At 72.6% G+C, this 19,322-nt stretch carries 17 protein-coding genes and 1 pseudogene; 7 read left to right on the top strand and 11 right to left on the bottom strand.

The window, feature by feature from the left end:
- Positions 1-135: 135 nt before the first annotated feature.
- Entirely contained in the window at positions 136-942 is an 807-nt protein-coding gene (locus HUT18_RS23920; protein ID WP_176104763.1) for an enoyl-CoA hydratase/isomerase family protein, read from the top strand.
- 92 nt (positions 943-1,034) lie between these two features.
- On the opposite strand, the gene HUT18_RS23915 is transcribed toward HUT18_RS23920, so the two are convergent.
- Entirely contained in the window at positions 1,035-1,616 is a 582-nt protein-coding gene (locus HUT18_RS23915) for a DNA-3-methyladenine glycosylase I (RefSeq protein ID WP_176102616.1), read from the bottom strand.
- Positions 1,617-2,218: 602 nt separating this feature from the next.
- A pseudogene (locus HUT18_RS33940) lies at positions 2,219-2,509 on the bottom strand (DivIVA domain-containing protein); the annotation flags it as partial.
- 225 nt (positions 2,510-2,734) lie between these two features.
- Here HUT18_RS33940 and folP point away from each other — a divergent pair.
- On the top strand, positions 2,735-3,595 hold the full coding sequence (folP, locus tag HUT18_RS23905) for a dihydropteroate synthase (protein ID WP_176102615.1): 861 nt from the start codon (positions 2,735-2,737) through the stop codon (positions 3,593-3,595).
- Positions 3,596-3,629: 34 nt separating this feature from the next.
- Here the strand turns inward: folP and HUT18_RS23900 are convergent, their stop codons facing one another.
- On the bottom strand, positions 3,630-4,379 hold the full coding sequence (locus HUT18_RS23900; RefSeq protein WP_176102614.1) for a TIGR00730 family Rossman fold protein: 750 nt from the start codon (positions 4,377-4,379) through the stop codon (positions 3,630-3,632).
- Positions 4,380-4,463: 84 nt separating this feature from the next.
- Complete coding sequence (dapE, locus tag HUT18_RS23895) at positions 4,464-5,549, bottom strand: succinyl-diaminopimelate desuccinylase (protein ID WP_176102613.1); 1,086 nt, start codon at positions 5,547-5,549, stop codon at positions 4,464-4,466.
- 111 nt (positions 5,550-5,660) lie between these two features.
- Between dapE and HUT18_RS23890 the strand changes: the two genes are divergently transcribed.
- Both HUT18_RS23890 and HUT18_RS23885 read left to right on the top strand, forming a co-directional pair.
- Positions 5,661-6,653: a heavy metal transporter gene (locus HUT18_RS23890; RefSeq protein ID WP_176102612.1), complete on the top strand. Its 993-nt coding sequence runs from the start codon at positions 5,661-5,663 to the stop codon at positions 6,651-6,653.
- 282 nt (positions 6,654-6,935) lie between these two features.
- Positions 6,936-7,268, top strand: a complete 333-nt coding sequence (locus HUT18_RS23885) for an ATP-binding protein (RefSeq protein ID WP_176102611.1) — start codon at positions 6,936-6,938, stop codon at positions 7,266-7,268.
- Between the two features lie 84 nt (positions 7,269-7,352).
- On the opposite strand, the gene dapC is transcribed toward HUT18_RS23885, so the two are convergent.
- Together dapC and fdxA are read right to left on the bottom strand one after the other, a co-directional pair.
- Positions 7,353-8,468, bottom strand: a complete 1,116-nt coding sequence (gene dapC / locus HUT18_RS23880; protein ID WP_303246551.1) for a succinyldiaminopimelate transaminase — start codon at positions 8,466-8,468, stop codon at positions 7,353-7,355.
- Between the two features lie 177 nt (positions 8,469-8,645).
- On the bottom strand, positions 8,646-8,966 hold the full coding sequence (fdxA, locus tag HUT18_RS23875; RefSeq protein ID WP_176102610.1) for a ferredoxin: 321 nt from the start codon (positions 8,964-8,966) through the stop codon (positions 8,646-8,648).
- Between the two features lie 139 nt (positions 8,967-9,105).
- On the opposite strand from fdxA, the gene HUT18_RS23870 reads away from it, so the two are divergent.
- Both HUT18_RS23870 and HUT18_RS23865 read left to right on the top strand, forming a co-directional pair.
- Positions 9,106-10,131 (top strand): GNAT family N-acetyltransferase, encoded by a 1,026-nt coding sequence (locus HUT18_RS23870; RefSeq protein ID WP_176102609.1) that lies wholly within the window; start codon positions 9,106-9,108, stop codon positions 10,129-10,131.
- Between the two features lie 270 nt (positions 10,132-10,401).
- Positions 10,402-11,265, top strand: a complete 864-nt coding sequence (locus tag HUT18_RS23865) for a transglutaminase-like domain-containing protein (protein WP_176102608.1) — start codon at positions 10,402-10,404, stop codon at positions 11,263-11,265.
- 118 nt (positions 11,266-11,383) lie between these two features.
- Here HUT18_RS23865 and HUT18_RS23860 read toward each other — a convergent pair whose 3' ends face one another.
- The 4 genes from HUT18_RS23860 to HUT18_RS23845 all read right to left on the bottom strand — a co-directional run bounded on the left by HUT18_RS23860 (position 11,384) and on the right by HUT18_RS23845 (position 15,579).
- A complete protein-coding gene (locus tag HUT18_RS23860; protein WP_176102607.1) occupies positions 11,384-13,744 on the bottom strand; it encodes a hypothetical protein in 2,361 nt (786 codons plus the stop codon).
- Positions 13,745-13,899: 155 nt separating this feature from the next.
- Entirely contained in the window at positions 13,900-14,328 is a 429-nt protein-coding gene (locus HUT18_RS23855; protein WP_176102606.1) for a DUF6113 family protein, read from the bottom strand.
- A 100-nt stretch (positions 14,329-14,428) separates the two neighbouring features.
- Positions 14,429-15,355, bottom strand: a complete 927-nt coding sequence (gene mshB, locus HUT18_RS23850; protein WP_176102605.1) for an N-acetyl-1-D-myo-inositol-2-amino-2-deoxy-alpha-D-glucopyranoside deacetylase — start codon at positions 15,353-15,355, stop codon at positions 14,429-14,431.
- Between the two features lie 29 nt (positions 15,356-15,384).
- Complete coding sequence (locus HUT18_RS23845; protein ID WP_176102604.1) at positions 15,385-15,579, bottom strand: hypothetical protein; 195 nt, start codon at positions 15,577-15,579, stop codon at positions 15,385-15,387.
- A gap of 210 nt (positions 15,580-15,789) precedes the next feature.
- On the opposite strand from HUT18_RS23845, the gene HUT18_RS23840 reads away from it, so the two are divergent.
- On the top strand, positions 15,790-17,946 hold the full coding sequence (locus tag HUT18_RS23840) for a S9 family peptidase (protein WP_176102603.1): 2,157 nt from the start codon (positions 15,790-15,792) through the stop codon (positions 17,944-17,946).
- 200 nt (positions 17,947-18,146) lie between these two features.
- Here HUT18_RS23840 and HUT18_RS23835 read toward each other — a convergent pair whose 3' ends face one another.
- Complete coding sequence (locus HUT18_RS23835) at positions 18,147-19,316, bottom strand: ABC transporter ATP-binding protein (RefSeq protein WP_176104761.1); 1,170 nt, start codon at positions 19,314-19,316, stop codon at positions 18,147-18,149.
- Positions 19,317-19,322 lie beyond the last annotated feature (6 nt).

Below are 19,322 nucleotides of genomic sequence, written 5' to 3'. Positions count from 1 at the left end.
CTCCGGCCTCTCGCGCCCCACCCGACACCCCCTTCCGTGCGCATTTCTTTGACGCAGGTCACATGCCGGGCACCCACCCGCTCCGCCATGCTTGCCCTGACGAAGAACGCCCCGCACAGCCGAAGGGACCCCACCATGGCCGACACCGTGCTCTACGAGGTGAGCGACGGGCTCGCGACGATCACGCTCAACCGCCCCGAGGCGATGAACGCGCTGAACACCGAGCTGAAGAACGCCCTGCGGGACGCCACGCAGGCCGCCGCCTCGGACGGGTCGGTACGAGCCGTGCTCCTGACCGCCGCCGGTGACCGCGCCTTCTGCGTGGGCCAGGACCTCAAGGAACACGTCGACACGCTGATCGAGGCGCGCGAGTCGGGCGCGTCCGACACCGTCATGTCCACCGTGAAGGACCACTACAACCCGATCACGCGCGCCCTCGCGGGCATGCCCAAGCCGCTCGTCGCGGCGGTCAACGGCGTCGCCGCGGGCGCCGGATTCGGCTTCGCGCTCGCCGCCGACTACCGGATCGTGGCGGACACGGCCAAGTTCAACACCTCGTTCACCGGCGTGGCGCTCACCGCGGACTCGGGCCTGTCCTGGACCCTGCCGCGCCTGATCGGCCCGAGCCGCGCCTCGGACCTGCTGCTCTTCCCGCGCAACATCGGCGCCGAGGAGGCGCGGGACCTCGGCATCGTGAACCGGATCGTGCCCGCCGCCGACCTCGCCGAGGAGGCACGCAAGCTCGCCCGCACCCTGGCCGAGGGCCCGACCGTGGCCTACGCCGCGATCAAGGAGTCGGTCGCCTTCGCCGCGACGCACACCCTGGACGAGGCCCTGGACAAGGAGGACGAACTCCAGACCCGCGCGGGCTCCTCCGAGGACCACTACCTCGCGGTGCGGTCCTTCCTGGACAAGACGAAGCCGAACTACCTGGGCCGCTAGGCGAGTTGGGCCGTACGCACGCAGGCGGAAACGAGTGAGCCGCGCCCCTCGGGACGATCGGGGGCGCGGCTCGCGCGTAGAGCGAGGGCGGGTCAGTGCGTGCCGCGCGCCACGCAGTCGGCGAGGTGGTCGTCGACCAGGCCGCAGGCCTGCATCAGGGCGTAGGCGGTGGTCGGTCCGACGAAGCGCAGGCCGCGCTTCTTGAGCGCCTTGGACAGGGCGGTCGACTCGTCGGTGATCGCCGGGACGTCGCCGAGGGTCCTGGGCGCGGGACGTGCGCCCGAGGGCGCGAAGGACCAGATCAGCGCGTCGAGTTCGCCCGCGGGCCAGTCGGCCAGGACCCGGGCGTTGGCCATCGTCGCGTCGATCTTGGCACGGTTGCGGATGATCCCGGTGTCCGCGAGCAGCCGCTCCCGGTCGGCCTCGGTGAACTCGGCCACCGAGGCGATCTTGAAGTCGGCGAACGCGGCACGGAAACCGGGACGCCGCCGCAGGATCGTGATCCAGGACAGCCCGGACTGGAAGGCCTCCAGGCTGAGCCGTTCGTACAGGGCGTCGTCACCGTGTACGGGACGCCCCCACTCCGTGTCGTGGTACGCGATGTACTCCTCGGCGGACAACGCCCAGGGACACCGCAGCCCACCGTCGGGCCCGGCGACCGGCGCCCCGCTCATCGCGCGTCTCCCGGCGCACCGCCGCCGTCACGGCCAGACTCGGGGCCCGGGCCGGACTCGGGGTCCTGCCCGGCGTCCGGGCGCTGTTCGGAGTCCGGGGCCCGCTCCGAGTCGGCGTCCGGGAACTGCCCGGAGCCCGGCAACTGCCCGGCGTCCGGAAACTCCTCAGGCTCCTCGCCTCGTACGAGGTACTCGTCCTGCGCCTGCTCCCCCAACTCGCCCTGATTCAGGGCGGGTTCGGACACCCCATCCGCATCCTCACCCTGAGGCCCGCCACCCGCCACGGCCCACCCCGGAGTCCGCCCCGGCAGACGCTCGCCCCTCCCGGACGCGCCGGAGCCGGAGCCGGAGCCGACCACCCCGTTCTCCGAGGGCGGCCGATACGGGTCGTACTCCTCGGCGCCCTCGACGTAGGTCCCGGCGTCCTCGACGTACGCGCCGGCGTCCTCGGCATGCGCCCCGTGGAAACCGGCGTACGGACCCGGCTGCCCCGAAGGCCAGTACGGAGCCGCCTGCGCGCCCGCGAAGGGGTAACCGTGCCCCGCGACGGGCGGAACATGACCCGCGGGCGCCGGTTCCGGCGCGGCGGGAAGGGGCACCCCGGCGCCCTTGAGTGCCGTCTCCAGACGGTCGATGTGCTCCTCGCGGGCGGCGAGTTCGAAGCCGAGGCGGGCCAGTGCGACGTCCACCTCGGACATGCGGTAGCCGCGCAGTGCCAGGGGGAAGCGCAGGGCGTCGATGTCGGCGGGGGCCACCGGGCGGTGCGGGGGCAGCGGTTCGGCCCAGCGGTCGGGCGTGGCGTCGGGCAGCGGGCCCTGGTCGCCACGCCCCACGACCACCAGGGTCACGGCGGCGACCACCACGACCAGCGCGGCGATCAGGAACAGAAACATGACCATCGTTGAAGGGCCCCCACACTCGTCCGCCGGGCTGAGACGGCGCCGCCCGAACGCCGTGTACGAGGGGACGGTAAACCGCCGGGCTCCGATCGTGCCATGTACCACCGACAGCTAATGTCGCAGGCGACCGATCGGAAGCGGCCCGCAACCGAACGGCAGCTCACGGCTACGGCTACGACCACGACCACCACGGCGACGTCGACAAGGAGTGCACACGGGATGCTCAGGCTGGGCAGGCGCGAGTTCGGTGACCACGAGCCGGTGATCATGGCCATCGTGAACCGGACCCCGGACTCCTTCTACGACCAGGGCGCCACCTTCCGCGACGAGCCCGCGCTGGCCAGGGTCGAGCAGGCCGTCGCCGAGGGCGCCGCGATCGTCGACATTGGCGGGGTGAAGGCAGGCCCCGGCGAGGAGGTGAGCGCCGAGGAGGAGGCACGCCGTACGGTCGGCTTCGTCGCCGAGGTCCGCAGGCGCTTCCCGGACGTGGTGATCAGCGTGGACACCTGGCGGCACGAGGTCGGCGAGGCGGTCTGCGAGGCGGGCGCCGATCTGCTCAACGACGCCTGGGGCGGCGTCGATCCGCTGCTCGCCGAGGTCGCCGCCCGGCACGGCGCGGGCCTGGTCTGTACGCACGCGGGCGGCGCGGAACCCCGTACCCGTCCGCATCGCGTCGGCTACCCGGACGTGATGGCGGACATCCTGCGCGTCACGCTCGGGCTGGCCGAGCGCGCCGTGGCCCTGGGTGTCCCGCGCGAGTCCGTACTGATCGACCCCGGCCACGACTTCGGCAAGAACACCCGGCACAGCCTGGAGGCGACCCGGCGCCTGACCGAGATGACCGGGACGGGCTGGCCGGTCCTGGTCTCGCTGTCCAACAAGGACTTCGTCGGCGAGACGCTCGACCGTCCGGTGAAGGAGCGCCTGATCGGCACCCTGGCGACCACGGCCGTCTCGGCCTGGCTCGGCGCCCAGGTCTACCGCGTGCACGAGGTGGCCGAGACCCGGCAGGTGCTCGACATGGTGGCCTCGATCGCGGGCCACCGGCCGCCCGCGGTGGCCCGCCGGGGCCTGGCATAGCAGCCGGGCCCCGGGGCCCTCGGGAAGGCCGAGGCTACCGCCCGGTCTCCTTGGTCACCAGCGCCACCGCTTCCTCGATGTCGTCGGTGATGTGGAAGAGCAGCAGGTCGCGGTCGGAGGCCTTGCCCTGGCCGATCACGGTCTCCTTGAGCCAGTCGACCAGACCGCCCCAGTACGCGCTGCCGAAGAGCACGATCGGGAACTGCGTCACCTTGCGCGTCTGCACCAGGGTGAGCGCCTCGAAGAGCTCGTCCAGGGTGCCGAATCCGCCGGGCAGGACCACGAAGCCCTGCGCGTACTTCACGAACATCGTCTTGCGGACGAAGAAGTAGCGGAAGTTGACGCCGATGTCGACGTGCGGGTTGAGCCCCTGCTCGAAGGGCAGCTCGATGCCGAGGCCGACGCTGATGCCCCCGGCCTCCCGGGCACCCTTGTTCGCGGCCTCCATCGCACCCGGACCGCCGCCGGTGATCACCGCGAATCCGGCCTCGGCCAGAGCCTTGCCGAGGTTGACGCCCGCCTCGTACTCCGGGCTGCCCGGGCGGGTCCGCGCGGAGCCGAACACGCTGATGGCGCTGGGCAGTTCGGCGAGCGCGCCGAAGCCCTCGACGAACTCCGACTGAATGCGCAGTACGCGCCAGGGGTCGGTGTGGACCCAGTCCGAGTCGCCCTTGGTGTCGAGCAGCCGCTGATCGGTGGTGCCGGGCTGGATCTGCTGGCGGCGGCGTACCACCGGCCCGAGACGCTGCTCCTCGGGCGGCCCTTGTGGCTCGCGACTTTCCATGAGATCCCCTTCCGCTGACAGATGCCTGGTCACCCTAGGAGGTTCGAGGTGACCATTCGGGTAACTACGAAATGACGCAGGCGATCAGGAAGTGAGCCAGGTGCGCAGCTTCTCCTCCGCCGCGCCGATTTTCGCGATCTGAACGCGTTCGTCCCGCTTGTGCGCGAGATGCGGGTTTCCGGGGCCGAAGTTCACCGCGGGCACGCCGAGCGCGCTGAAGCGGGAGACGTCGGTCCAGCCGTACTTGGGCATCGGGGTGCCGCCGACCGCCTCGATGAAGGCGGCGGCCGCGGGGTGCGAGAGTCCCGGCATGGCCGCGCCGCTGTGGTCGTCGATCACGAACTCGGCGACGCCGCAGTCCGCGAAGACCTCGCGGACATGGGCCACGGCCTCGTCCGCCGTGCGGTCGGGCGCGTAGCGGAAGTTGACGGTGACCGTGCAGGCGTCGGGGATGACGTTGCCCGCGACGCCGCCCGTGACGGCGACGGCGTTGAGGCCCTCGCGGTACTCCAGGCCGTCGATGACCGGGTAGCGCGGCTGGTACTCGGCCAGCCGCCGCAGGATCGGGGCGGCGGCGTGGATGGCGTTGGAGCCCATCCAGCCGCGCGCGGAGTGGGCGCGTTCACCGGTGGTGTGCAGCTTGACGCGCAGGGTGCCCTGGCAGCCGCCCTCGACCTGGCCGTCGGAGGGTTCGAGCAGGACGGCGAAGTCGCCCGCCAGCCAGTCCGGGTGGGCGTCGGCGACGTGTCCGAGGCCGTTGAGGTGCGCGGCGACCTCTTCGTTGTCGTAGAAGACGAAGGTCAGGTCGCGGTTGGGCGCGGGCACGGTGGCGGCGATACGCAGTTGTACGGCGACCCCGGACTTCATGTCGCAGGTGCCGCAGCCCCAGAGCACCCCGTCCTCGTCGAGGCGGGAGGGGACGTTGTCGGCGATCGGCACCGTGTCGATGTGGCCGGCCAGGATCACGCGCTCGGCGCGGCCGAGCCGGGTGCGGGCGACGACGTTGTTGCCGTACCGGTCCACACTCAGGTGCGGCAGCGCGCGCAGCGCCTCCTCCACGGCGTCGGCAAGGGGTTTCTCCGCGCCGCTCTCGGAGGGGAAGTCGACGAGCTGCGCGGTGAGCGCGGCGGCATCGAGCGTGAGGTCGAGTGCGCGCGGTTCCTGTGCCATGTCCCGACCCTAAACCAGCGTGGGCACCGACCCGGAAAAACCGTGCACAACCGGCTCGACCGCAGGTCCGGGCGGGGTTGAGCGCACCGAGTGCTGAAGTACCTTGGACGCGTGCCGAAGACTGCCGACCGCCCTTCCCGCGGCCGACTCCTGCGCAGGGGAGCGGCCGTCGCCCTGCTGCTCGCGCTCGCGGGCTATCTCGTCGGCCAGTATCTGACCGGCGGCCGTACGGCCCCGCGCTGCCGGGTGGTCCAGGCCGACGGCGGCGGCGCGTCCTACGAGTTCACCGCCGAGCAGGCCGTGAACGCGGCGACGATCTCCGCGGTCGGCACCTCGCGCAAGATGCCCGAGCGTGCGGTGACCATCGCCCTGGCGACCGCACTTCAGGAGTCCGGACTGCGCAACCTCGGGCACGGCGACCGGGATTCACTGGGTCTGTTCCAGCAACGCCCCTCACAGGGCTGGGGCGACAGGGGGCAGATCATGGACCCGGTGTACTCCTCGCAGCAGTTCTACAAACACCTTGCCGAGGTGCCGGGTTACTCGCGGCTGCCGCTCACCGTCGCGGCCCAGCGCGTACAACGCAGCGGCTACCCGCAGGCGTACGCCAAGCACGAACCGGACGCCACCCTGCTCGCCGCCGCCCTGACCGGGCGCGCCGCCGCCGGGCTGAGCTGCGAGGGCAGGCCGGGCATAGAGCCGGGCGATCCCGAGCGCGTACGGACCGCGCTGGTACGGGACTTCGGGCGCGGGATCCTGCCGGAATCCTCGGCCACCGGTTCCGGGAAGTCGGCCGGGGGCGGCAAGGGCGGGAGCGGGGACAAGGGCGACGGCGACACGGTGACCGTTCCGGTGCCCGCGTCCGGTGACCCCGCGGCGGGGACGCCGCGCCGGCGCGGCTGGGCGCTCGCGCACTGGGCGGTGGCCAACTCCTCGGCGCTGCGCATCGAGAAGGTCACCTACGCGGGCCGCGAGTGGCGGGCCTCGGACGACGGTCCCGGTCCCTGGCGGGAGGTTTCCCCGGACAAGGGCTCCGGCGCCGGGGGCAGCAGCCCTGGCGAGGGCGGCGGCGCGGGCGAAGTCCGTATAGGCGTCGGCGAGTAGCCCGCTTCCCCACCACACCGACCCACAATTTCCCGAGCGGTCAAGGAACTTGGCGTCCCGGACCGCAGCGCAACGGCCCCTTGAGGTGAATGCTTTCGCCTTGTGCGCCCGGCGCGCGCCGCGCACCCGGCATTACCGACTCTTTACCTCGGCACGCCGCAACCTTCCCCCGCATCGGTTCGGTAGTCACTACGTCCGACCGCCGCTCCACGTGCCGCAGGCACCGCGACGTGGCGCCTCGGACGTACGTGTCACCTCTCCAACTCCTAGGAGCCGAACCCCATGTCTGTATCCATGACCCACCGGATCGCCCGCGTCGCCCTGCTGCTCGCGGCAAGCGCGGCCCCCATCGTCGCGGCGGGCGGCAGTGCGGTCGCGGCCGACCAGCCCTCCGGCGGAATGAGCCGGGCCGACGGTCTGACCGACTCGGTGGACGGCGCCACCAAGCGGGTGGGCGGTGCCGCGGGCACCGCGGGCGGGCAGGTGGCCGAGAAGGTCGCGCCCGGCACCGGCCCCGTGGTCGAGGACACCACCAAGAAGGCCACCAAGGACGGCGTCTCCGCCAAGACCCTGCCGTCCAAGGACCTGTCCTCGGGACAGCTCCCGCTGCGCTGAGCCGACGCGCACCGCACACACACGGGCCCGGGGTCGCCACGACCCCGGGCCCGCGTACGTCGCCTCGCGTACGTCGCCTCCGGCTCAGGTCAGCCGCGCCACCGCGGCGGCCACCCGCTCGTCGGTGGCCGTGAACGCCACCCGTACGAAACGCTCGCCCGCCGGGCCGTAGAAGTCGCCGGGCGCCACCAGGATGCCGAGCCGGGCGAGCCGGTCGACGGTGTCCCAGCAGGACTCCTCGCGGGTGGCCCACAGGTACAGGCTCGCCTCGCTGTGCTCGATGCGGAAGCCGTACGACTCCAGGGCGGTGCGCAGCGCGGTGCGGCGGGCGGCGTAGCGCTCGCGCTGCTCCTCGACGTGCTTGTCGTCGCCGAGCGCGGCGACCGCGGCGGCCTGGGTGGTCGCCGGGATCATCATGCCGCCGTGCTTGCGGATCTGGAGCAGATCGCCGAGCAGCGTCTCGTCGCCGAGCAGGAAGGCCGCGCGGTATCCGGCGAGGTTGGAACGCTTGGACAGGGAGTGCACCGAGACCAGGCCCTCGTACGAGCCCTGGCAGACCTCGGGGTGGAGCACCGAGACCGGCTCGGCCTCCCAGCCGAGTTCCAGGTAGCACTCGTCGCTGACGACCAGGATGTCGTGCTCACGGGCCCAGGCCACGATCCGGACCAGATCCTGCTTGGCGAGCACCCGGCCGGTCGGGTTCGACGGGGTGTTCAGCCAGAGCAGCCGTACGCCCTCAGGGTCCAGCTCGGTCGGGTCCTCGTAGACCACCGGCTCGGCACCCGCGAGGCGCGCGCCGACCTCGTAGGTCGGGTAGGCCAGGCGCGGGAAGGCCACCTTGTCGCCGGGGCCGAGCCCCAGATGGGTGGGGAGCCAGGCGACGAGTTCCTTGGAGCCGACCACCGGCAGGGCGTGCCGGTCGGTCAGACCCCGGGCGCCGAGCCGCCGGGCGCCCCAGCCGACGATCGCCTCGCGCAGGGCGGGCGTGCCCCACACGGTCGGATAGCCCGGCGAGTCGGCGGCCGCGATCAGCGCCTGCTGCACCAGCTCGGGCACCGGGTCGACGGGGGTGCCCACGGACAGGTCGACGACCCCGTCCGGGTGGGCGGCGGCGGTGGCCTGGTAGGGCGCCAGCCGGTCCCAGGGGAACTCGGGCAGACGGGTGCGCAGGGTCGGCTGCGGGGCTCGGGAGGCGGACACGGGGCTCACTTTCTCTCTCCGGCTCTGCCCGCGCGCGCGGGGCCGCGGGCACGGGTCGGACCCTACTCAGGAAATGCGACGGCCCCGCACGGCACGAGGCCGTACGGGACCGGCTGGGGCCGGACAGGCCCAGGGCGGCGGGGCGGCCTTGCCGCTCGCGCGCTCGCCCGCTGGGTGTTACTGGTTCTGCGGCGGCAGCCCTGCGATGAAGGCGTGGTCCCGCTCGATGAGGCCCAGCTTGCTGGCACCTCCGGGGGATCCGAGCTCGTCGAAGAACTCGACGTTGGCCTTGTAGTAGTCCTTCCACTCCTCCGGAGTGTCGTCCTCGTAGAAGATCGCCTCGACCGGGCAGACCGGCTCACAGGCTCCACAGTCGACGCACTCGTCCGGGTGGATGTACAAGGACCGGGAGCCCTCGTAGATGCAGTCGACCGGGCACTCCTCGATGCACGCCTTGTCCTTGACGTCGACACAAGGCTGCGCGATGACGTAAGTCACGCTGTCATTCCTCCTCGATAGGGCGCTGGCGGGCTTCCACAGCCCCGCCGCCTGGCGCGCGGGAGCGCGGCGTAGTCGATGCCCGCCCCTAGTATCTCCGTTCCCGGCCAAGATCCGAACAGAAGGGGTGGGGACAACTGTGGGATTCGCCACGGGCGGACAGCTCGTCATCCGCATCACCAGCGCCGACGTGGGAAAACGTGTGTCCGTACGTGCTCTTTCGGGGGGTGTCGGAGCAACTGGGAAGTTCACCGACACGATCGGCATTCTCACGGACTGGGACGACGGCGTGCTGTACATCACACGAAAGTCCGGGGAACGTGTCCGTATCGCGGAATCGTCGCTGGTCGCAGGCAAGATCGTGCCCCCCGCACCGGCTCGCGGAAGGGGACCGGCCGCTTCATTCCCGGAGCTCGCGGAGGTCACCGCGCGCGCCTGGCAGCCGGTCGAGAGCGAGCGGCTCGGCGAGTGGGTACTGCGGGCGGCCGGCGGCTTCACCCGGCGGGCCAACTCGGTACTGCCGCTCGGCGACCCCGGCATACCCCTGGACCAGGCGCTGACCACGGTCCGCCGCTGGTACGAGGCGCGCGGCCTGCCCGCGTACGCACAGACCGCGACCGGCGCCGAGGGCACCCAGGAACTGCTCTGCGCCGAACTGGAGGCGCACGGCTGGTGGCGTGAAGTGAGCGCTCAGGTCCACGTCGCACGGCTGGCGCCGGTGGCCGACCGTGACGCCGACACCGAGGCGGTACTGCTGTCGCGGGAGGCGGACGAGCAGTGGCTCGCCCGGTACCAGCGCTCGGGCGGCGCGGCCGGGCCGCACGAACGCCAGGTGCTCGCGGCGGGACCCTCGGTGTGGTTCGCGACCGTGCCGGGCGGGGCGGGGCAGCCGCCCGCCGCGATCGGGCGCTGTGTGGTGGACGGCCGCTGGGCCGGTTTCATGGCCGTCGAGGTCGCCGGGGAGCGGCGCCGCGAGGGCCTGGCCACCGCGGTGATGACGGCACTGGCCCGCCGGGCCCTGGACGAGGGTGCCTCGGCCGCCTGGCTCCAGGTCGAGTCCGACAACACGGGCGCGCTCGCGATGTACGGGGCCATGGGCTTCGCCCCGCATCACAGCTATCACCACTACCGGGGGCCGGAAGCGGGCAGCGCGGCGGAGGGCTGAGCCGGGCGGCACGACAGAGGTACGAGAAGGGCGGCCCCGCGCAGGTGTGCGCCGGGCGGCACGACAGAGGTACGAGCAGGACGGCCCCGCGCAGGTGTGAGCCGGGGCCCGGGCCCGGCGGGAGTCCGGCCGGAGCGAGCGGGCGGAAGTATCCCCGAACCCTGGGCCCCCGGGAAACGTGAGCAACCGGGGAGACTTGGAGCAGGAGCCGGTCGCCCTGTCCCTCCGGTCCCTCCTGCCCCTCCTGTCCCGCCCACCGAGAGGTCCCCGATGCACCCGCCAGACGCCGAGCGCGCAGCCGAACTGCGGGAGCGGTTCGCCGAGGAAGCGCGCGCCGAGCGGCCCGATCTGTCCGTACTGTGCCTGCTGATCGGCGCGGCCGGGGACGCGGCGCTGGACGAGCGCGGCACGGACGAGGCCCAGATCGAGCTCGACCGGCTCGCCGGTGAACTCCCGCACCGCCCGGGCGGCCCCGAGGCTTGGGCCGCCGCGCTGGGCGCGCATCTCGGCTCCGCCGGCGCGGGCTTCCACGGCGCCGGGCCCGACTACGAGCGCCTGGAGTCCTCGCTGCTCCACCACGTCCTGCGCAGGCGGCGCGGGCTGCCGATCCTGCTCTCGGTGGTGTGGATGGAGGTCGCGCGGCGGGCGGGCGGCCAGGTGTACGGGGTGGCGCTGCCGGGCCACTTCGTGGTCGGCTTCGGGCGCCCGCCCGGCCCCGGGGACGCCGGGGAACAGGTGCTCGCCGACCCCTTCGACGGCGGCCGGGTGCTCACCGGCGGCGAGGCCGAACTGCTCGTCGCCGGGGCCACCGGTGAACCGCTCGACCCGGCGCTGCTCTCCCCCGCCGACCCGCGCGAAGTCGTCCTGCGCATCCTGAACAACATCCGGGTCTGGGCGGCCACCCACCCGGAGCGCTCCGAAGTCGCCCTGTGGGCTGTGGAGTTGGGCCTGCTGCTGCCCGCGCACCCGGCGAGCCTGCGCTACGAGCGCGCCCAACTCCTGGTCAAACGCGGCGACTTCCTCACCGGCGCACGGGAGATGGAGTCGTACGCGGATGTCGTCGAGGCGGTGGACGAGGAGGGCGCGGCCACCATCCGCGAACAGGCAAGGGCGGCCCGCGCGTTGCTCAACTGAGGGCTCGACGCCGGGCCGACCCAAGGGGTGAACCAAGACGCCCCCGGCCGCTGGAACCTCAGCGGGGCCGGGGGCGTCTCGTCCACGCACGAGCGTGCTGCTCCTGCGATTTGGTCGATTACCGCGGGTTGGTCTCGATGGTGACGATCCGCTCGGCCGGGGTGGCGCCGCGCAGCGCCTTGCTCAGCGCAGAAGCCACGTCCTCGGGCGAGACCGGCTTCTTGCTGCCGTTGCCCTTGGTGATCGTGACTCCGTCGAAGGCGCCGCCGTACAGCTCCTTGAGCACCTTACGGTCGTAGTACTCGACGAGCTTGCCGTCGACCACCTTGACCGAGAGGAACTGGTGGATCGAGCGCTCGGGGCTGAACGAGACCGTGTGCCCGGGGTCCGTCTGCACGGTGACCAGGCCGGACATCGCGGGCTTGGCGAAGCTCTTCATCATCCGGTCGACCTCGGCGTTCGGCACGCTGGGCTCACGGGTGGTGGTGGGCAGCTTGACGGTGCCCGCGGAGCCCTGTTCGACCTGGGTGCGGTAGGCCTTCTCGACCGCCTGGGTGGCGGCGTTCACGTCGATGCCCTTGCCCGCCTTGCCGTAGACGGCGACCGCCTTGCCCGGCTCGAACTTGATGGTGCCCTCGGTCGCCGATCCCGAGCCGCCCGCGGCGCGTTCGAGCGCGGCCCGCAGCTTCTCCTCGTCGACCGGCATCACCGGCTCCACCACGCGCTCGCCGCCGAACAGCGAGCCGATCACCGAGACCGGGTTGTAGTCGCTGCCCGACGCCTCGCCGACGGTGGCGTCCGTGTCGAGCGTCAACCCGGCCTGTTCCGGGCGGAGTTCGACGGTGTCGCCGTCGACGGAGAGCTTCAGCGACTTGGTGCTGCGGTCGCCGAGTTCGGCATTGAGCTTTTGCACCGCGTCGTCCCGGGTGCCGCTGATGTCGACGCCGAGCACCGTGGTGCCCGAGGGCACGTCGGAGTGGTTCAGGAGCAGGCCCGCTCCGTAGGCCACACCGGCGATGCCGACCACCGCGACGGCCACCAGGACCAGCTTGTTGCGGCCCTTCTTCTTCGGCGCGCTCGCGACGGCCGTCTCGCGCTCGACCGGCTCGGGCAGCTTCGGCACGGTCTGCGGCGGGGGCCCGTCCGTACGGCCCGCCGGGGTGAAGGGGGACTTCGTCTCCGGCGGCACCACCGGGATGCCGCTGGTGAGCGTGTGCCCGGAGACATTGCCGTCGGGCCGCTCGGGCACCGGCGTGGGCGCGGGCTTCTGCGGAGTGAGGACGGCCGTCTCGTCGGACATCGGACCGGGTCCACCCAACGGCCCGGGGACGCCCGGGAGTTGGGCCGCGGGGTCGCCCGCGCCCAGCGGGCCGTCACCGGTGACGGGGCCACCGGTCGGTCCGGCCGGTGCGCCGGGCCCGGCGTCCGGGCTGAAGTACGGGAGGTCACCGCGCCGGGGCTCGCCCTCGGGACCGCCCGCCTGGGCGTCCGCGCCGAAGGGGGCCGAACCCGTGGGGCCGCCGAAGGGGTCCGAGGCCGCCGGACCCGCGAAGGGGTCGGCGCCCGAGGGGCCGGTGAAGGCGTCCGGTGCGCCGCCGGGCAGGCCGCCGCCCGGCAGGACGTAGCCGCCGGTGTCCGGGTTCAGCGGGTCGCCGGGCGCGACGGCCGGGAAGCCGCCGGTGTCGCCGGAGTGCGCGCCGGGGTAGGACTCGTTCTCCTGGCCGCCGCCGGGGAATCCACCGCCGGCACCGCTCAACGGGAAGCCACCGGTGTCGGGTTCCGAGGAGCCGGACGGGGCGCCGGAGCCGAAGGGCGCGGAGCCGTTCGCAGTCGCACCGGGCACCGGGCCGCCGGGCTCGGTGCCGGGGATGCCGGAACCGGCCGGGAAACCGGCGGAGTTCGGGGCGGTGGGGCCGCCGGGCGCGGAGCGCGCGCCGGGGACCGAGGGGGTGCCGCCGCCCGCGGGCGGGGTGCCGCCCTGGTCCGCGGGGCTGCCCGCCCGGGCGGACTTGCGGGGCGCGAACCAGTCGCTGGTGCGCTCCTGGGAGTCCGGCTTGCGCTCCGCCGCGGTGGCCTGCTTCGGGGCCTTCTTCTCCCGTACCGGGAGCGGGGAGTTGGGCCGGGCACCCTGTCGATCGCCGCGCTCGGACGGGGAGTCCGGGCGCGCGGCCGGTGCGCCGGGGGCCGCGGGGCCCGCGGCGTCGCCGCTGCTCGCGGCACCCGCAGCGCCGTCTTCGGACACCGGCGTTCGCATCACGACCGGTGGAATCGGCCGCGAACCGGGGATGTTGATCCGGATGCGCGTGGTCAGCGTGGTCTCGGTCTTGCGGTCCTCGGGCGGAGAACCGGCGGCCTCGGCCCCGGTGTTCTCCTCGGACGTCTCGCCCTGCGCGGGCCCGTACGGCTGAGTCCCGGACGGGTACGCGGTCTGCTCGCGGCCCTGGGGTCCGGAGGACGAGGTGTCAGTTTCACGACTCAAGGCAGGTTCTCCCGGTTGGCTCCGCCGTCCGTCTCGACCTGTGGCGGGTTGCTCGGCGGCGCGCACCACCATACTGGCCACCTCGGTGACACAAGCTGGGACGGCTGAGAAAATCCTTCGCGCACACGCGGGGACGTGCTACTGCGAATCAGGAGTCATCTCCCAACTCGGGCGGCGCCTCCGCCCTGCTGAGGCCCTCCGGCCAGGGTGGCACAGATCACAGCCACAATCAGCCCGCCCAGCAGGAACAGATACGTACCGGCGTTCGCGGCGAAGACGAAGTCACCCTCGGGACGGCTCGCGGTCAGCAGGATGACGGCCACCAGCCATCCGGCGGCCGGCGAACCCGCCCCGGCCCGCGTCCCCATGGCGAGCCCGCCACCGAAGAACAGTCCCGCGGCACCGGCCAGAGCGAGCAGCAGCCCGCCCGGGAACCAGGCCGCCTGCACCAGCGCCCCCGCGGCCCCGATCAGCGCGCCGAGCACGAGGAGCAGCGCATGAGCGGCGAGGCGCGCCGGGTTCAGGGGCTGCGCGAGGAACGACCCGGGGGCGGGGGCCGCGTTGCTCCGGTCCTGCGTGCTCATCTGTGTGCTTTCCGGTGGCGGGCGGTCGGGCACCGGCGCCGCGACGGTTGCCCGTACGCGTGGGCCGGTGCCGGACATTGTGCACCGCCCGGTACGGGATTCAGGCGCCCGGCCCCGGCGAGGAGGCGACCTTCGGCCCGGAACCGGCGGAGATGCCCGCGAACAGGTCGGTTTCCGGCGAACCCGCCGCCTCGCCACGGACCAACTGGTAGTACTCGACCGCGAACACCGGCTGCGCGAGCTTGTTGGACAGGGCGAACCAGTCGCCCTCGACCTCGACCTGGGTGGCGTGGGCGGCCATGGCCGCGGCCTTGGCGCGGGCGTGCGCGGTGCCGTCGACGACGGTGGTCACCACGCCCGGCTCGGTGAGCCCGGGGACGTCCTCGAGGCGGGCGGCCTCGGTGAAGGACAACTCCGGCAGCGCGGCGGCCAGCGGGGCGAACGCCTTCTCGGCGGCCTCGCGGGGCAGCCGGTTCCAGTAGACCTTGCCAATCGTGTGCGGCTCGCCGAGGTCCCGGCGGAAGGCGCGTTCGGCGGCGAGGTCGGCGGCGCGCATGGCCACTCGGTGCGCCTTGATGTGGTCGGGGTGGCCGTAGCCGCCCTCGGGGTCGTAGGTCACCAGGACCTGGGGGCGGACCTCGCGGATCACCTCGACGAGGTACGCCGCCGCCTCGTCCAGGTCGGCCTGCCAGAAGGCGTCGGGGCGGCGGTTCTGTACCGCGCCCATCATCCCGGAGTCGCGGAAGCGGCCGGGGCCGCCGAGGAACCGGTGGTCGGTGACGCCGAGTTCGGCCATCGCGGCCCGCAGTTCACCGATCCGGTACGGACCGAGCCGGTCCTCGTGGGTGGGGGCGAGGGCGGCGAGATGGGGCGGGATCACCTCGCCCTCTTCGCCGAGCGTGCAGGTCACCAGGGTCACCTGCACGCCTTCGGCGGCGTACTTCGCCATGGTGGCGCCGTTGTTGATCGACTCGTCGTCTGGGTGCGCGTGCACAAGCAGCAGGCGCCGCGTGGGCAGTTCCGTCATGGCAGCACCCTACGAGCCGGAGGGGCCCGTCAGATCTTGATGTCGCTGATCATTCCCGCGACGTTCGTAGTGAAATCATCGATCGTCGGGGCCATCGAGGAGCTGGCCAGGTAGAAGCCCAGCAGGGCGCAGACCACGGCATGCCAGGCGTTCAGCCCCGATTTTTTCACCAGGAGTACGACGATGATCGCCAGCAGCACCACCGCCGAAATCGAGAGTGCCACGGCGGTTCACCTCCAAAGTCCTTGTGAATCAACGTAGTTGCCGCTGAGGTTCTACCCCGCGACGAGAAGGATCATAACTTTCCGAGCACGCGTATGGATCGGAACAGGTCCGGTGCACGGCAGCACGTGGGGGCGCATGCCCGAGGCGGCCGTACGGGATCTGAAGTAGGCGAAGTACCCCTGTTCACGGACATCTCCTAGTCTCTGGACATGACCTCAGCGCCGCAGTCAGTCCCGCTCACGTTCCCCCGTCAGCACGCCCGCACCCAGCGCTTCACCCTCGGTGCGCCAAGGGCGTTCACCGTGGCTCCGGACGGCGGCCATGTGGTGTTCCTGCGCTCCCGCAGTGGCACCGACCGCTCCCAGCTCCTGTGGATCACCGACACCGCGACAGGTGAGGAGCGGGTGGCCGCCGACCCCGTGGCACTGCTCGGCGGCGCTTCGGAGGAACTCTCCGCCGAGGAGCGGGCCCGCCGCGAGCGCAGCCGGGAGTCCGGCGCCGGGATCGTGTCCTACGCCACCGACCAGGCGGCCGAGGTGGCCGCCTTCGCGCTCTCGGGGCGCCTGTTCGTGGCCGAACTGCGCGCCGGAACCGCCCGCGAACTGCGCGTACCCGGACCGGTGATCGACCCGCGCCCCTCCCCCGACGGCAGGCACGTGGCCTACGTCAGCGGCGGCGCGCTGCGAGTGGTCGCGCTCGGCGACGGGAGCGGCCCCGGCGAGCTGGACCGGGCGCTCGCGGAGCCCGAGTCGCCCCAAGTCACCCACGGGCTCGCGGAGTTCGTGGCGGCCGAGGAGATGGCGCGCACGCGCGGATTCTGGTGGGCGCCCGAGTCGGACCGGCTCCTGGTGGCCCGGGTCGACGAGTCGCCGGTGCGCGAGTGGTGGATCGCCGATCCTTCGCACCCCGGCAAGGCCCCGGCAAAGGTGCGTTACCCGGCGGCGGGCACGCCCAACGCCGAGGTGCGCCTGTTCGTGACCGCGCTGGACGGCGGCCGGACCGAGGTCGACTGGGACCGGGCGCGCCATCCGTACCTGGCCCGGGTGCACTGGTCCGCGGCCGGCGCCCCGCTGCTTCTGGTGCAGACGCGCGACCAGCGCAGCCAGGTGTTCCTGGCCGTCGACCCGGCGGACGGTTCGACCCGGATGGTGCACGCCGACGAGGACCCGGATTGGCTTGAACTGTTCCCCTCGGTGCCCTGTTGGTCACCGAGCGGGCAGCTCGTCCGGATTGCCGACGAGGGCGGCGCCCGGGTACTCGCCGTCGGCGAACGCGCCCTGACCGGCGCCCAGTTGCACGTACGGGCCGTGCTCGACGTGTCCGACGAGGACGTACTGATCTCCGCCTCCGCCGGCGAGGAGGCCGCCGAGCCGGAGATCGGCGAGGTGCACGTGTACCGCGTCAACGAGCTGGGCGTGGAGCGCGTCTCCCAGGAGCCGGGCGTGCACAGCGCGGTGCGCTCCGGCGAGGTCACCGTCCTGGTCACGGCCCGGCTCTCCGAACCCGGCGCCGAGGTACGGGTGTTGCGGGAGGGCAAGCCGGTCGCGAACATCGCCTCGCACGCCGAGCGTCCGCTGCTGAGCCCCCGCGTGCGCCTTGTGCACGCAGGCGCGCGCCGCATCCCGTGCGCCGTCCTGCTGCCCACCGACTACCGCGAGGGCGACGGCCCGCTGCCGGTGCTGCTCGACCCGTACGGCGGCCCGCACGGCCAGCGGGTGCAGGCGGCGCACAACATCTACGCCACCTCGCAGTGGTTCGCCGACCAGGGCTTCGCGGTGCTCGTCGCCGACGGGCGCGGCACCCCGGGCCGGACTCCCGCCTGGGAGAAGGCGGTTCGCGACGACATCGCGGCCGTGACGCTCCAGGACCAGGTGGACGCACTGCACGCGCTCGCCGATCAGTTCCCCTTCGACCTCACCAAGGTGGCCATCCGCGGCTGGTCCTTCGGCGGTTATCTCTCCGGACTCGCGGCGCTGCGCCGCCCCGACGTCTTCCACGCGGCGGTGGTCGGCGCCCCGGTCACCGACCTCAGGCTGTACGACACCCACTACCAGGAGCGCTACCTCGGCAACCCGGAGGAGCAGCCCGAGGTCTACGCCGCCAACTCGCTGGTCTGCGACGAGGGTCTGGTCCAGGCGGCCGAGCCGCATCGCCCGATGATGATCGTGCACGGCCTGGCCGACGACAACGTCGTGGTCGCACACAGCCTGCGACTGTCCTCCGCCCTGCTCGCGGCGGGCCGCCCGCACGAGGTCCTGCCGCTGTCCGGAGTGACCCATATGACCCCACAGGAACAGGTCGCCGAGAACCTGCTGCTGCTCCAGGTCGACTTCCTGAAGCGGAGCCTGGGCCTCGACCGCACCTGAGCGGCTCGCCCCGCACACGGCACGGGCACGCACAACCGGCCGGGGCGACATCGCGCCCCGGCCGGTCCACGGCACCCGCACGGCCGTACGCGGATCAGAGTGACCCTCACGTATATCCGCACGACGACAGCCGAGTTGCACCCTCGTTACACCGCCCGCCCCCGCACGACACCGCCCCGACCTGCCACTTCACCGGAGCGCTACTTCTCCTCGCCCCCGGGCACGATGTGCCGCTCCTCGGCGAAGTGACAGGCCGAGTCGTGCGCGGCGAGCCCCTTCGTCTCGCGGAACTCGGCGGGCACCGCGAGCAGCGGCACCTCCAGGGCGCACCGTTCCTGCGCCTTCCAGCAACGGGTACGGAACCGGCAGCCGGACGGCGGATGGGCCGGCGAGGGCACGTCCCCGTAAAGCAGGATGCGTTCGCGCTGTTCGCGGGTGCTCGGGTCGGGCACCGGCACCGCGGACAGCAGCGCCTGGGTGTACGGATGCGTGGGGTGCTCGTAGATCTCCAGGTCGGTGCCGGTCTCCATGATCTTGCCGAGGTACATCACGGCGACCCGGTCGGAGATGTGGCGCACGATCGACAGGTCGTGCGCGATGAACACGTAGGAGAGGTCGAACTCGTCCTGCAGCCGCTCCAGCAGATTGATGACCTGGGCCTGCACCGAGACGTCGAGGGCGGAGACCGGTTCGTCGGCGACGATGATCTCGGGCCGCAGGGCCAGGCCCCGGGCGATGCCGATGCGCTGGCGCTGGCCGCCGGAGAACTGGTGCGGATAGCGGTTGATGTACTCCGGGTTGAGGCCGACCACGTCGAGCAGCTCCTGGACCCGCGCCCGGCGCGAGCCCTTGGGCGCCGCCTCGGGGTGGATCTCGAAGGGCTCGCCGATGATGTCGCCCACCGTCATCCGGGGGTTGAGCGAGGTGTACGGGTCCTGGAAGACCATCTGGATGTTGCGGCGTACCGCCTTCAGGGCCCGCCCGGACAGCCGGGTGATGTCCTCGCCCTTGTAGAGGATGGTGCCCGAGGTCGGCCGCTCCAGATGGACGAGCATCCTGGCCACCGTCGACTTGCCGCAGCCGGACTCGCCGACGATGCCGAGCGTCTCGCCGTGGCCGAGCGCGAAGTCGACGCCGTCGACCGCGCGTACGGCGCCCACCTGCCGTTTGAAGACGATCCCCTGGGTCAGCGGGAAGTGCTTGACCAGATCCCGTACTTCGAGGATCGGCACGCCCCCCGCGCCCGGGCCGCGCACCCCGTGCGCGGACGCCTCACGCGTGGTGGCGAGGACCGGACCGGCGCCCTGCGCGGACGACCCGCCTCCCCCGGCGGACGATCCGGCTCCCCCGGCGGACGATCCGGTGCGCATGAGCGG

The organism is Streptomyces sp. NA04227 (assembly GCF_013364195.1).
Classification (GTDB): Bacteria; Actinomycetota; Actinomycetes; order Streptomycetales; family Streptomycetaceae; genus Streptomyces.
This window is presented reverse-complemented; position numbering and strand designations above follow the sequence as displayed.